Genomic DNA, 12,943 nt, shown 5'->3' on the forward strand with positions numbered 1-12,943 from the left:
CGTTTTGTGTGATAGTGAAACAAGCGAAGAAGTTAATATAACTAAAGTAGATTACTGAAGACATTTTATTATCAGAAATTCCAAATTTTAGTTAGTGCGTAGCGATACGGACTGACATCAAATTTGCTTGGTGACAATAGCGTTTTGGACCCACCTGACCCCATGCCGAACTCAGTAGTGAAACGAAACAGCGCCGATGATAGTGTAGCATTTGCTATGTGAAAGTAGGACATTACCAGGCTTCAAATAAGCGAAACCCGTTACAGAAATGTGACGGGTTTTTTGCTGTGTGGGTTTAGTAAATAGCCAAGAGGCCATGCCGAACTCAATAGCGAAACAAAACAGCTCGAAGGCGAGCCCCGCACAAGGCCGCCCAGCCCAACGATAGTATCCCATTTGCTATGTGAAAGTTAGGACATTCTAATGCGTAGCGCACCGACTTCAAATACAAGAAAGCCCGATTCGAAAGAGTCGGGCTTTTTACGTTTATAGAAAAGTAATATCCAGCATTTCTTCTCTAAAGCACAGCGTCTCCAAAGCGAAGCGCCTCTTTGTGAACAAAGCATGTTTAATCACACTAAAATCACTCAATATTTTAGCCGGCTAATACAGTAACATTCGTTTAAGTTAGATCAATTAGTCGAGAGATATGGTTTATCTATTATCAATTTTTTTTATAAAGTCTTTTAACTTTATTGCTAATTATCAAATGCTCTTTAAGCAATTAAACTAACTCCATCTTGTATTTAAATACTTACATTAAGACGGAGAAAAGCATGTCTCACCAAATCATTAAAGACTTACATAATAGATACACTGCAAAGCAATATGATGCATCAAAACGTATTTCTACAGAAGATCTGGAAGTAATTAAAGAAGCTATTCGTCTGTCGGCTTCTTCAATCAATTCTCAACCTTGGAAATTTGTTCTAGTAGAAAGTGAAGAAGGTAAGAACCGTTTACACGATACATTCGCTAACAAGCACCAGTTTAATCAACACCATGCTAAAGAGGCATCGCACACGCTTTTACTTGCTTATGACCCTAAGTTTACTAAAGAGAAGTTTTCGAAGCGTGTTGGCGTAGAGGTAAGCTCAGGCCACCTACCAGCAGATATGCGTGATAACTTTATGGGTGCATATGCATTTGCTGAAATGAACACAGATGAAAATGGCTACAACGGTAGTTGGACTAAAGCACAAGTTTATTTAGCACTAGGTAATATAATGCATACTCTAGCGCGTTTAAACATAGCTTCTACACCTATGGAGGGTGTAGACCCAGACTTAATTGGTGAAAAGTTTAGCGCTGAGCTTGATGGACACATTTGTGAAGTTGCGCTAGCTATGGGTTACCCTAATACCGATGAAGACTGGAACCATGGTTTACCAAAAGCGCGTCTAGCGTTAGAAGACATTATTACAACTGTTTAGCATAGTAAACCTTATTTAAAAGCCGAGGCTCTCTCGGCTTTTTTGTGTTTAAAATAAGCCATATGCTTCTGTTTTTTCGGTTTCTTCTTGCAGCGTAGCAGGTTTAAATATGACACTAGGATCGATAAGCACACTATGGTTTTCGGCCATTTTTATTAGGCCTCGCATCATACCTTTAGTTTGTGGGTCTATATCAAAGCCTATATCAGTTAGCTTATCTAAGGGTTTGATGTCTTCTTTTTTATAATCTAGGCTGTCTTCCACTTTATCGACGAGTAGCCCCACATGTGGGTTTATACCGTCTTTTGTTGTGAATACAATTATTGGTTTGTAATCTAAAGTAATTTGCTCTTTTGCAGATTCAAACAGTCTCTCTAGCTGAGCAATACTGCTACTTTTTATTTTACTAAGTAAGTTGTTTACCTGCTTATGTTCACCTTGCTTGTGAGCGGTGACGGCTTGCTTAGCTTGTGCGAGTAATGATTCGAAAGGTTCATTAAAGCGAGACATAGTAAGCTTTAAATCAGGGTTGTCGGTATTGAACTCTTGGTAAAAAATAATAAAGTCTTGAAGCTCAGTTTCATTAATAGTTAATGTTTCTGATTGAGTTAAGAGGTTTCTCTCTAGTGTATTGAACCAGCTAGTTTGTTTGTCTTGCCATGATCTTAGCTGTTTTAAAATATGCTTGTTGCTTTGCTCCGTTGATATATTATTTAAAATAATTCCTAAATCGAAAACTGGAGTAGGGATATCCATATAATCTTTAACACCAATAAAGCTTTTGTTGTTGTTTGGTAGTGTTGTGAGGTTATTATCAAAGCGCTCGGTTAATAAGATATCAAGTATTTTTAGTGAAATGGTTTTGCAGCCCACTTTAAAGTTTATTAATTCCATGCCTTTATCTTAATTTACCCATCAATGTATTAAGAATAGAACAAATCCACCAAATAGCTTAAGTAACTATGTTAATTAATCACTGTATTAAGGAGGCTGATTATTTAATAGCTTTAGTAAGTTTTAACACTGCTTGTTTAAAGTGTGTTTCAAGCTCTTTTTTACCTTGGATATTTAATTGCTCAATAAGGTTTTTATCGCTTTCATTTTGCAAAATTAACTTAATTAATAATTGCTTATCGCTTTGTGTTAAGTAATTAATGATTGAGGGCGTCTCAGTGATAACTTGCCAAATAGTGGCCGAAATACTAAATCGAGAAAAATGACTATTAAGTTGTCGTGCTATACGTTTTTGCGTATCTGTACTTATAGGCTTATTTGTAAACGGGGCAATAAGTACACTTACAAGCTGCCAGTCAAGGTGCTTAAAGTGTGTGAGTAAGGCATAAAATATATCGTTTTGAAAATCAGCTTTTAATTGTTTCAGCGTACTTGTATTGTTGTTTAAATACTTCACAACGAGTGCTGAGTGTTCGCCAGTGCTTTTATCTTTTTGATAACCAAGTTTTATGGTACTAAATCCTTGGCTTTGCCAAAATTTTAATAGTTCATAGGTGGCGCCAAAACTAGCTCCAAACCAATAACACTCATTACTTACTTTTGATTCGCAGTAACTCAGTAGCGCTTTACCTAGCCCTTGACTGTGAAGGTTAGGAGCAACAGCAATTCTTACTACGCGGGCAGAGAATTGAGTAAGGCACTGGGGATCATTGCTTAGCTGCGAGAGAGTCTGTGCCATTAAATGCCCTTGAGGGCGGCGTTCACCTTTTAGTACTTGCTCAGTAAGCTCTGTGGTTAATCCGCCCTCTATAGAGATTAAACACACTCCCACTAATTGGTTATTTATCTGGGTTATGAATAATCGTTGCGCAGGCGCATCAAGTAGCTGGCGTAAATCATTAACGCTACTTTGATAATGTGCTAAGGAAAGTAATGCGATAACCTGCTCAAGTAACGGCTCGTTGTTTGTGAGTTGGTGTTGAGTAATTTCACTGTGGACTAGGTTATTTAAGCCATTGCGTTGAGTTTCTTCGTACTGTGCTTCGAGTGCGAGCAAAGTGCGTATATGGCGTTCTAAAGGATCGGCTTTTGCAAACCTTAACGGTGCATCAAGTGTGACAATATTAGCGGCTTTGTACTTTGCTTTAACATACTGACTAAACCTAATTATATAACCCCTACCATTGCCCTCATAGCCTACTAAAGTGCTTGCAAATACAATACGCGGATAATGCTTAAGCATTTTGAACAACAGAGGAACAGGTATTGCAGCTGCCTCGTCAACAAGTAATAAATCACACTCTGGCAACGAGCTTAATAATGAATCTGGAGCAATATACTGTAAATTGGCAAGTTGCTTACTTTGACTTTCGAAGGGGATGTTTAACTCATTGCTTAAATGTTTAAAGCTACTATGAGTGGCTTTAAATTGTGTGCTGCAAAGTAGTATTTTTTTATCTATAAGTTTTGCAGCAGCAAGTCCAAGCGCTGCAGATTTACCACGGCCTCTATCGGCATTAATAAGTAAAGGGCGATTAGCGCGACCATGAGCCACTTTAATTATATTTTCTACACAATGCTGTTGCGGTTCAGAATCTATTTTATTGGTAGAGCTTTCGCTAGTGATATTACGTGTACAGCCATGTAATTCACTGAAATGAAAAGCGGGTAACGATTGTATAACGCGGGCAATGCGTTCATTAAAGAAGCTATAGCTTACTTTATACCCGTGAGACTGCACTGTGCTTAGCGCAGGATCTGGCCAAGTTGAAAGCTCGCTTAATTCTGGTAGCAGTAAATATAATATACCGCCTGCTTTTACCGTACCTGCAATGGCAGCCAATATATCAGGGTGTAAGCCACTAAAGCCATCGTATACGGCGTGTGAATATTCTTGCCCTAAAATTTGATGGGTACGATTAGGCCACTGCGCGTTATTTAATGAGGTATTTTTAGAAACGACGAGTGTATTTTCAGTTTGAAGTAATTCACCTAATAGCTTGTAGCACCAAGCGGTACTGCCAGTAATGAGCACAAGTTGGCGATGATAAGCGCCAACCAGTGTTTTTTCTAACGTGTTTACGTGAGCTTTATACAGCTTGTAATCGTGCATAAGCCGTTACTAACCATTTGCTGCCTAAGTCATCAAAGTTTACCTGTACACGCGATTGCGCGCCGCTGCCTTCATAGTTAAGAACCGTGCCAATACCAAACTTAGCATGCAGTACACGTTGGCCTAAATTAAAGCCGCTGTCTTCAAAGGCGGCATGGCTGACTGATGCACTAAAGCGTCCTGCTGCCGGTGGTCGCGAAACTTGCGTTTTGATACGAATTTCTTCAACGCAGTCCTCAGGAATTTCGCGTAAAAAACGTGAAGGGCTATGGTATTTCTCTTGTCCGTATAGGCGGCGGCTTTCGGCGTGGCTAATGTATAATTTATCCATAGCGCGGGTCATACCTACGTAACATAGGCGACGCTCTTCTTCCAAACGACCAGACTCTTCATTACTTTGTTGCGATGGAAACATACCTTCTTCCACGCCTACCATAAATACAAGCGGGAACTCTAGGCCCTTAGCTGAATGCAGAGTCATCATTTGCACGGCATCTTCGTGCTCGTCGGCTTGCCCTTCACCAGACTCAAGCGAGGTATAAGCTAAAAAGCCTTGTAGTGGTGAGCTAAACTCTTCTTCTTCAGGGAGTTCGTACTGATCGCACGCGCTTATAAGCTCTTCTAAGTTTTCTACACGAGCACGACCTTTTTCGCCCTTTTCTGCCTGATACATAGCCATAAGGCCAGACGTTTGAATTGCATACTTAGCTTGCTCTTGTAATGTAAGGTCGCTAATTTTGTCTTCAATGTGCTCAACCAGCTCAACAAATTTGCTAACAGCGCCGGCTGCTCTGCCCGATAAGTGCTGTTGTTCAACAATAGCTTTCGCTGCGTACCATAACGGAAGTGACTCAGCACGGGCGCAGTCGCGTATATGACTTAAAGTTTTGTCGCCAATACCACGTGCAGGGGTATTAATTACTCGTTCAAATGCGGCGTCGTCCTGGCGATTACCGACTAAGCGTAAGTACGATAGCGCATCTTTAATTTCTTGACGCTCGAAGAATCGCATACCACCGTAAATACGGTACTTTAATCCTTCTTGTAGCATGGCTTCTTCAAGTACACGAGATTGCGCATTACTACGGTATAAAATGGCGGCGTCTTGTAACGCGTTACCGGCATTTAACCAGCTACGTAATTTACTGCTTACAAAGCGTGCTTCATCTAGCTCGTTAAAGGCGGCGTAAATTGATATAGGCTCGCCCTCGTTGCCATCGGTCCACAAGCTTTTACCCATGCGCTCTGAGTTATTTTTTATAAGCGCATTAGATGCTTTAAGAATAGTTGCAGTTGAGCGGTAATTTTGTTCAAGGCGAATAGTTTCGGCGTCAAAGTCAGTTAAAAAACGTTTTATATTTTCTATTTTAGCGCCGCGCCAACCATAAATACTTTGGTCGTCATCGCCCACAATCATAATACTTTGCGTATCGCCTGCGAGCAGCTTTAACCATGCGTACTGAATGGTATTGGTATCTTGAAATTCGTCTACCAGCATATGCGCAAAGCGCTGTTGGTAGTGACGAAGTAACGTCGGGTTATTTTTTAATACTTCATAGCTGCGTAGCAGTATTTCAGCAAAATCGACCAAACCAGCGCGGTCACACGCTTCTTGATAGGCGGCATATACACGCAGCATCATTTGCTCGTTTATATCGTAGGCTTGAATATCTTTAGGACGAAGTGCTTCGTCTTTTTTAGCGCTTATGTACCAGCCAAACTGTTTAGCTGGCCACTTTTTATCATCAATATTCATTGATTTTAATAAGCGCTTGATCATACGGAGTTGGTCGTCAGAGTCTAAAATTTGAAAGGCTTCTGGTAAGTTAGCTTCACGGTGATGAGCGCGTAAAATTCGATGTGATAAACCGTGGAAAGTACCAATCCACATGCCACCGACCGGTGCTTTTAAGGTTTCTTCAACACGAGTGCGCATTTCTTTAGCTGCTTTATTGGTAAAGGTTACCGCAAAAATACTATAAGCAGAGGCTTGTTCAACCTGCATAAGCCACGCAATACGATGAACTAACACTCGTGTTTTACCAGACCCAGCACCCGCCAATACCAGCATGTTTTGTAATGGGGCTGCAACGGCATCGCGTTGTTTGTCATTTAAGCCATCGAGTAATTCTGAAACGTCCATCGTTACGCCTTTTTAATCAATATTGAGGGCAGTATAACAGGTGTTTTTGTTAGGCTAAATAAAATACTGTTTTTATGAACAGCTATTCTAAAAATAACCTCTAAAACCAATCAGCTGGCTAGTTTTAGTATCGATAAGTGACTAAAATTAATAATAAAAATAATCAAATTGACCTATATTTAGTAAAAAATACCAAAGCAATTAGAGGGTCGTAATTTAACTAACTGATTTTTAAGCTTTAATAAATTGGCATAAAGTGTGATAGTAAGTAAATAACTAAAATTTAAAATTAATTAACTACAGAGGTGAGTATGGCTGATCAAGGGTCTGGCGGTAATGTAATTGCTGCGTTGTGTAATATATTTTTTCCTGGTTTAGGGCAATTAGTACAAGGGCGTATTTTAGCTGCTATATTTTTTGCGCTAGCTATTGTCATAAGTTACGCACTTATATATGTACTCGTTGGTTTTGTATTAGTGCCTATTATTTACTTATGGTCAATTATTGACGCCGCGCGTTATAGATCGCGAAGTTAACGGCTTTAGAGCTGAATAAAATGGCGCCCGTGTGGCGCTATTTTGCTTTATATGTCCTGTGGTTTGCGGGCGTTTACGTATATAATTACGCAATTAAAGATTTACAGGCAAACCCTATGGAATATCAATTTATTCGCGACCCTATTAGTGGGCTGCGCATTAAAATAAGCAGCGAGCATGCAATCATTGGCCGTTGGTTAAACGAAGAAATTGGCAAAGACAAAGTGGCTATGGTGCAAGCACTTATTGCGTCGGTAAAAACGAGCTTTGAGCCTGTGACTTTAAAAGGCCAAGAAATAGATTTAATTTTATCTAAAGATGAAGCCTTATTTGAAGCGCATGCACTGCACCAAGACAGCGAAGACTTAATTGCCTATCAAGATGACGATTTAATGCTTGAAGAAAACGACTTAAGCAGTGGATGTGGTTTTGAAGACTTTATTGATTTAATCGAGTCGTGGTATGAGTTTACCAGTAATCGATAAAATAACTAAAACAGACATAGCAAATGCAAAAACAGCGTTTTCTCTGTATTATTAAAACAACTAAAAACGACAGGAATTGATATGTCTGCCAATTTAAATAAGCTAGTAGTCATGCTAGAAATGCAAAACGCCATGAATACAAAAGTGCATGAGCAATGGTTTACACAAGGGTTTGAATGGTATCGCGCTATTTGGGTTGAGTGTGCCGAAATGCTAGATCACCATGGCTGGAAGTGGTGGAAAAAACAAACACCCGATACCGAGCAAGTTATTTTAGAATTAGTTGATATTTTTCACTTTGGTTTGTCGCTACGTATTGACGGTAAAACAAGCTATCAAGACTTAGCAAAGCAATTAGAAAGTGAGTTGAGCCAAGTACAGCAAGCGGACGACTTCAAACAAACGTTAGAAATACTTGCGGCATCTGCAGTTGCAGATAAAGCGTTTAATGCAGCAGCCTTTGCCGGTTGTATGGCACAAATGGGCATGGGTATTGACGATTTATACCGTGGTTACGTCGGTAAAAACACCTTAAATTTTTTCCGCCAAGACCATGGTTATAAAGATGGTAGCTACATTAAAGTATGGAACGGCCAAGAAGATAACGAACACTTGGTTGAAGTGGTTAAAAGCCTTGATACCGAACATGCAGACTTTGCAAAGTTAGTTTACCAAGGCCTTGAGGCACGTTACCCAAAAAGCTAAATAATAGTACGATAGTCGGTTACATTTAAGTAATCGGCTATTTCGTTGTGTGGTTGCTGGCTGTCGGGGTTAGCAACCGCAAGTAAGTGTCCAATGCCGTATTCTTTTGCGGCATTTAATACAGCTACGCTGTCGTCAACAAACAAAGTACGTGTTTTGTTAAACCCTAAATCGTTTTGTACTTGGTGCCATAAACTTTGCTGCTCTTTGCTTACGCCATATTCATGCGTCGACACAACACCATCTAAATAATTATCGATTGCGGTGTGTTCAAATTTCATCATGACGTTTTCAGGATGCGCGTTGGTAAGCAATATAAGTTCTTTTCCTGCTTTTTTAAGCTCCGTCAAAAAATAGGGCACGTCATCACGTACTTTTATAAGGTGCTGTGTTTCTCGTTTTAGATCCATAATTGGTAATTTAAGCTGATCTTCCCAATAATCTAAGCAGTACCACTCAATTTGGCCACTTACAGCTTGGTAGCGTTTAAAAATATCTTCTTTTGCTTCGCTCAAGCTTATATTTTTGGCTAAGGCATGTTGTTGTGGAAGAACAGTTAACCAAAAATGGCTGTCATAATGTAAATCGAGAAGTGTTCCGTCCATATCAAGTAAAACGGTATCGATTTTTGACCAATTTAGCATGGGCTTTTCCCTGTGAAAAGTTTATGATTAAGCACAACTGCCATGATAGCAAATTAACGCCAATGACACAGAAAAAGCATCCAACACCTCCTCAAATCCTAAGTAATAATGTTGTCGCTAAAAGTCGCCTATTTACTGTGGAATCTTTAGAGCTAAAATTCTCGAATGACGAAGAGCGTCAGTATGAACGTATTCGAGGTGGTGGCAGGGGTGCTGTAATGATTGTGCCTATAACGGCCGATAACGAAATGCTGCTAGTGCGTGAGTATTGCGCTGGCACCAATGACTACCAGCTAGGTTTTCCCAAAGGACTTATCGACCCAGGCGAAACGCCAGAGCAAGCTGCTAATAGAGAACTAAAAGAAGAAGTAGGTTTTGGCGCAAACTTTTTTAAACCATTAAAAACAGTGACCATGGCACCCAGTTATTTTAATGCCACTATGCACATTTTATTTGCTAAGCAATTATATCCGCAAACGCTCCTTGGCGATGAGCCTGAGCCTTTAGTTGTTGTTAAGTGGCCATTAACGCAATGGCAGTCATTATTAGAGCAAGATGATTTTACCGAAGCACGAAGTGTTGCCGCTTTGCTATTATTAGATAAGTACTTAGCATCTGGAGCTGCCGATGAATAAATTATTAGAACCTTGTATTGAATTAGCCGAACGTGCAGGCGATGCCATTATGGCTATATACAAAAAAGATGATATTGGCCAACAAGAAAAATCAGACCACACACCAGTAACTAAGGCCGATTTAGCTGCAAATGATGTGCTTGTTGCAGGCTTAAAGGCGCTTGCGCCTGATATTCCAATCATGTCGGAAGAAACGCCTATCCCTGCATTAGCCGACAGGCAAGATTGGCAGCGTTATTGGTTACTTGACCCCATGGATGGCACTGGTGAGTTTATTTTAGAAAGTGGTGATTTTGCTGTAAACATTGCGCTTATTGAAAATAACCACCCTGTACTGGGTGTTATTCATTGGCCGTCAAAAGGTATTACGTATTTTGCGAGTGCAAAAAATGGTGCTTTTAAGCGTGAAGAAAAGAGCGACACACAAATATACGTAGCTCCGCCTGAAAGTTTAACGCTAGCGGTAAGTCGCCGTCAGAAAATTGAGTCGGTGAGCCAATACTTAAATAGCCAATTTACAACCATTGCGGTTGGTTCGTGCTCGTTAAAAGCATGTATTGTTGCTGAAGGTAAAGCGGACTGCTTTTTAAGAATAGGCCCAACGGGTGAGTGGGATACAGGGGCTTCACAAGTTATTGTAGAAGAAGCGGGCGGTTGCATTACCGATGCAGAGTTTAACCCTTTAACGTATAACCAACGCGAGAGCACTGAAAACCCAGATTTTATTGTAATGGGCCATCCTGATTGGGAGTTTCAAAAAATGATTACTCCTCACCAACGAGCGAGTATAGAATAGGTTTTGATTGCTTTTTGTTCACTTGAACAGTTTTAAGTAGTTAAAGCCTTGCATTATAAGTTTATTCCTATATAGTAGCGCTCTCTTCAAGGCAGGCTCGTAAATATTACGAAAATGTTTTAAAGAAATTACAGGCGCGGGATGGAGCAGCCTGGTAGCTCGTCGGGCTCATAACCCGAAGGTCGTCGGTTCAAATCCGGCTCCCGCAACCAATTTTTATAAAACTTGGTTACTGTAAACTCTAACTTAAGAGATAAAATTAAGTAGTCGATAGACTTTAAATATACAGGCGCGGGATGGAGCAGCCTGGTAGCTCGTCGGGCTCATAACCCGAAGGTCGTCGGTTCAAATCCGGCTCCCGCAACCAATTTCCTGTAGAGGATTGAGGTTACTGTAGAATGTTAGTTAAGGAAAAGCTTGTCGGTCTCAGCTCTTCATTAGCCAACAAAGGTCGTCGGTTCAAATCCGGCTCCCGCAACCAATTTTTAAATTGGACGCCACGTTGTAATGTAAGCAACGTTAAATAAGTATGCATATTTCAGGCGCGGGATGGAGCAGCCTGGTAGCTCGTCGGGCTCATAACCCGAAGGTCGTCGGTTCAAATCCGGCTCCCGCAACCACTGAAATAAAAAGTTATAGTAAAGCAACACGCCTAAAGCGTGTTTTTTTATGCCTGAAATTTAGTGAAATGGGTAGCTCGTCGGTCTCAACTCTTCATTAGCCAGCAAAGGTCGTCTTCACTGCGTGAGGCATTCACCCTCTATAAGCTCAGGCTCCCGCAACCACTGAAATAAATAGCTATAATAAAGCAACACGGCTAAAGCGTGTTTTTTTATGCCTGAAATTCAGTGAAATGGGTAGCTCGCGGGACTCAACTCTTCATTAGCCAGCAAAGGTCGTCTTCACTGCGTGAGGCATTCACCCTCTATCAGCTCAGGCTCCCGCAACCAATGAAATAAAAAGCACTATTAAAGCAACACGCCTAAAGCGTATTTTTTTATGCCTGAAATTCAGTGACTCCTAATAAGATGCCTAATAACAAAGCTGTGATTACATTTACCCCATTTACTTATACTAATCATTTTAAGTTTTTTATTACTTAACACCCCGTGCTGGGTATGTTAAAACGGCTGAAATATTTTTAAGCGCACTTTTACATGACAGAACTTTACCACTGGTTTGATTTAATCGGTATCGCCGTGTTTGCTATTTCAGGCACATTAGTGGCCTACGAGAAAAAAATGGATGGCTTTGGGGTTGTAGTATTAGCAACAGTAACCGCTATTGGTGGGGGAACGGTGCGTGATGTTATTTTAGATGTGCCGGTATTTTGGTTGCATGACCAGAGTTATTTTTTCGCTATTTTAGCTGCTGTGCTTATTACGTCTCGGCTTATTAATAAGCAAAAATCAATTCCGTACTACACATTGCAAATAGCAGATGCATTCGGTTTGGCGTTTTTTGCTGTAATGGGCACGCAAAAAGCATTGCTTGCAGGTATGCCAGAAATGACAGCAATTATTATGGGGGTAATAACCGCCTGCTTTGGAGGCTTAATACGCGATGTTCTTGCCCGAGAAATTCCTATGTTATTAAAAGGCGAGCTATATGCTATTACCTGTATTGCGGGTGGTATTGTATATACGCTCAGTGTGTATTTTTCATTTGTGACCGAGCTGGCGATGGTATTGGCGATGTTGATGACATTACTCCTGCGTTTTTCAGCAATAAAGTGGAAAATCACATTACACGTTTTTAAATATCCTGACTAAACTTATCTAATCATAGGACTGATTAGGATAAGGAATGTCATTAGCTCGTATATATTCTCGTGCACAGGTGGGTATTAATGCCCCTGAGGTTATTGTTGAGGTTCATTTAGGAACGGGTCTACCTGCATTTCATATTGTGGGCCTTCCTGAGGCCTCAGTAAAAGAGTCAAAAGACAGGGTGCGCAGTGCACTTGAAAACTCTCAATTTGGTTTCCCTGATCAACGCATTACTGTTAATTTAGCGCCCGCCGACTTACCCAAAGATGGTGGTCGGTTTGACCTTGCTATTGCCGTAGGTATTTTAGTGGCATCAGGGCAAATAGTGTGCCCTGATATTCATAAATATGAGTTTTACGGTGAACTTGCACTCAACGGTGAGGTACGTGGAGTAAATGCTATTTTACCTTCTGTGCTTGCTGCTAAGGAACAAAACCGCTGCTGCTTTTTACCCGTAGCTAATGATAGCTTGGCAAGTCTTGTAAATGGTGTAAAACGTAAAGCGGTAAGCTCTATCCAAGAGGTATGGGGGGATTTACTAAACCAGCAGCCGTTGCCGTTAAATATAGAATACCCAGATTGCACGCAGGCACCTGACTTTTTACTTGATTTGAGCGATGTAAAAGGCCAGCCCGGCGCTAAACGTGTATTAGAAATAGCCGCTGCAGGTGGGCACAACCTGCTAACATAGTCATTAGTTACACACAATAAAGATAAGAGAAAAACTAAT

General features: G+C 40.6%; 11 protein-coding genes, 3 tRNA genes, 1 rRNA gene and 1 pseudogene. 12 read left to right on the forward strand and 4 right to left on the reverse strand.

Translation table 11 applies throughout. The annotated features are described in order from the left end of the window. Positions 1-126: 126 nt before the first annotated feature. Both rrf and AC27I2_RS04805 read left to right on the forward strand, forming a co-directional pair. Positions 127-241 (forward strand): 5S ribosomal RNA (gene rrf, locus AC27I2_RS04800). 535 nt (positions 242-776) lie between these two features. Next, positions 777-1,433: an NAD(P)H-dependent oxidoreductase gene (locus AC27I2_RS04805; protein ID WP_487203611.1), complete on the forward strand. Its 657-nt coding sequence runs from the start codon at positions 777-779 to the stop codon at positions 1,431-1,433. Between the two features lie 48 nt (positions 1,434-1,481). On the opposite strand, the gene AC27I2_RS04810 is transcribed toward AC27I2_RS04805, so the two are convergent. The 3 genes from AC27I2_RS04810 to uvrD form a co-directional block, all read right to left on the reverse strand. Then, positions 1,482-2,327, reverse strand: a complete 846-nt coding sequence (locus AC27I2_RS04810) for a chemotaxis protein (RefSeq protein WP_487203612.1) — start codon at positions 2,325-2,327, stop codon at positions 1,482-1,484. A gap of 100 nt (positions 2,328-2,427) precedes the next feature. Beyond that, the gene (locus AC27I2_RS04815; protein WP_487203613.1) at positions 2,428-4,500 is read right to left on the reverse strand and encodes a GNAT family N-acetyltransferase; all 2,073 of its coding nucleotides are present in this window, start codon (positions 4,498-4,500) and stop codon (positions 2,428-2,430) included. Further along, positions 4,478-6,643, reverse strand: coding sequence for a DNA helicase II (gene uvrD / locus AC27I2_RS04820; protein WP_058405900.1), 2,166 nt, complete (start codon positions 6,641-6,643; stop codon positions 4,478-4,480). The genes AC27I2_RS04815 and uvrD overlap by 23 nt, the downstream gene beginning before the upstream one ends. Positions 6,644-6,954: 311 nt before the next feature. Here uvrD and AC27I2_RS04825 point away from each other — a divergent pair, with 311 nt between their 5' ends. From AC27I2_RS04825 to AC27I2_RS04835, 3 genes are all read left to right on the forward strand, one after another. Next, entirely contained in the window at positions 6,955-7,179 is a 225-nt protein-coding gene (locus tag AC27I2_RS04825; protein WP_006791382.1) for a hypothetical protein, read from the forward strand. A 116-nt stretch (positions 7,180-7,295) separates the two neighbouring features. Next, positions 7,296-7,664 carry a YacL family protein gene (locus AC27I2_RS04830; RefSeq protein WP_058405901.1) on the forward strand — a complete coding sequence of 123 codons (369 nt, stop codon included), beginning with the start codon at positions 7,296-7,298 and terminating at the stop codon, positions 7,662-7,664. Between the two features lie 81 nt (positions 7,665-7,745). Continuing rightward, positions 7,746-8,369 carry a dUTP diphosphatase gene (locus tag AC27I2_RS04835; protein WP_487203614.1) on the forward strand — a complete coding sequence of 208 codons (624 nt, stop codon included), beginning with the start codon at positions 7,746-7,748 and terminating at the stop codon, positions 8,367-8,369. On the opposite strand, the gene yrfG is transcribed toward AC27I2_RS04835, so the two are convergent. Further along, positions 8,366-9,013 carry a GMP/IMP nucleotidase gene (gene yrfG / locus AC27I2_RS04840; protein ID WP_010557632.1) on the reverse strand — a complete coding sequence of 216 codons (648 nt, stop codon included), beginning with the start codon at positions 9,011-9,013 and terminating at the stop codon, positions 8,366-8,368. The two genes, AC27I2_RS04835 and yrfG, sit on opposite strands and share 4 nt — an antisense overlap. 62 nt (positions 9,014-9,075) lie before the next feature. On the opposite strand from yrfG, the gene nudE reads away from it, so the two are divergent. From nudE to AC27I2_RS04875, 7 genes and pseudogenes are all read left to right on the forward strand, one after another. Then, on the forward strand, positions 9,076-9,648 hold the full coding sequence (gene nudE / locus AC27I2_RS04845; RefSeq protein WP_487203908.1) for an ADP compounds hydrolase NudE: 573 nt from the start codon (positions 9,076-9,078) through the stop codon (positions 9,646-9,648). After that, complete coding sequence (gene cysQ, locus AC27I2_RS04850; RefSeq protein WP_058405903.1) at positions 9,641-10,444, forward strand: 3'(2'),5'-bisphosphate nucleotidase CysQ; 804 nt, start codon at positions 9,641-9,643, stop codon at positions 10,442-10,444. The genes nudE and cysQ overlap by 8 nt, the downstream gene beginning before the upstream one ends. A 135-nt stretch (positions 10,445-10,579) precedes the next feature. After that, a tRNA-Met gene (locus AC27I2_RS04855) sits at positions 10,580-10,656 on the forward strand. A 78-nt stretch (positions 10,657-10,734) separates the two neighbouring features. Continuing rightward, positions 10,735-10,811 (forward strand) — tRNA-Met (locus AC27I2_RS04860). A 176-nt stretch (positions 10,812-10,987) separates the two neighbouring features. After that, positions 10,988-11,064 (forward strand) — tRNA-Met (locus tag AC27I2_RS04865). Positions 11,065-11,601: 537 nt separating this feature from the next. After that, complete coding sequence (locus tag AC27I2_RS04870; protein WP_058405904.1) at positions 11,602-12,216, forward strand: trimeric intracellular cation channel family protein; 615 nt, start codon at positions 11,602-11,604, stop codon at positions 12,214-12,216. A gap of 34 nt (positions 12,217-12,250) precedes the next feature. After that, a pseudogene (locus tag AC27I2_RS04875) lies at positions 12,251-12,898 on the forward strand (magnesium chelatase domain-containing protein); the annotation flags it as partial. Positions 12,899-12,943 lie beyond the last annotated feature (45 nt).

The organism is Pseudoalteromonas sp. NH0006-46 (assembly GCF_057547735.1).

What these genes read in the sequence shown, in the direction of transcription:
- AC27I2_RS04825 (WP_006791382.1), top strand. Translation starts at nt 6,955, where the DNA reads ATGGCTGATCAAGGGTCTGGCGGTAATGTAATTGCTGCGTTGTGTAAT.
- AC27I2_RS04815 (WP_487203613.1), bottom strand. Translation starts at nt 4,500, where the DNA reads ATGCACGATTACAAGCTGTATAAAGCTCACGTAAACACGTTAGAAAAA.
- uvrD (WP_058405900.1), bottom strand. Translation starts at nt 6,643, where the DNA reads ATGGACGTTTCAGAATTACTCGATGGCTTAAATGACAAACAACGCGAT.
- cysQ (WP_058405903.1), top strand. Translation starts at nt 9,641, where the DNA reads ATGAATAAATTATTAGAACCTTGTATTGAATTAGCCGAACGTGCAGGC.
- AC27I2_RS04835 (WP_487203614.1), top strand. Translation starts at nt 7,746, where the DNA reads ATGTCTGCCAATTTAAATAAGCTAGTAGTCATGCTAGAAATGCAAAAC.
- nudE (WP_487203908.1), top strand. Translation starts at nt 9,076, where the DNA reads ATGACACAGAAAAAGCATCCAACACCTCCTCAAATCCTAAGTAATAAT.
- AC27I2_RS04805 (WP_487203611.1), top strand. Translation starts at nt 777, where the DNA reads ATGTCTCACCAAATCATTAAAGACTTACATAATAGATACACTGCAAAG.
- AC27I2_RS04830 (WP_058405901.1), top strand. Translation starts at nt 7,296, where the DNA reads ATGGAATATCAATTTATTCGCGACCCTATTAGTGGGCTGCGCATTAAA.
- AC27I2_RS04810 (WP_487203612.1), bottom strand. Translation starts at nt 2,327, where the DNA reads ATGGAATTAATAAACTTTAAAGTGGGCTGCAAAACCATTTCACTAAAA.
- AC27I2_RS04870 (WP_058405904.1), top strand. Translation starts at nt 11,602, where the DNA reads ATGACAGAACTTTACCACTGGTTTGATTTAATCGGTATCGCCGTGTTT.
- yrfG (WP_010557632.1), bottom strand. Translation starts at nt 9,013, where the DNA reads ATGCTAAATTGGTCAAAAATCGATACCGTTTTACTTGATATGGACGGA.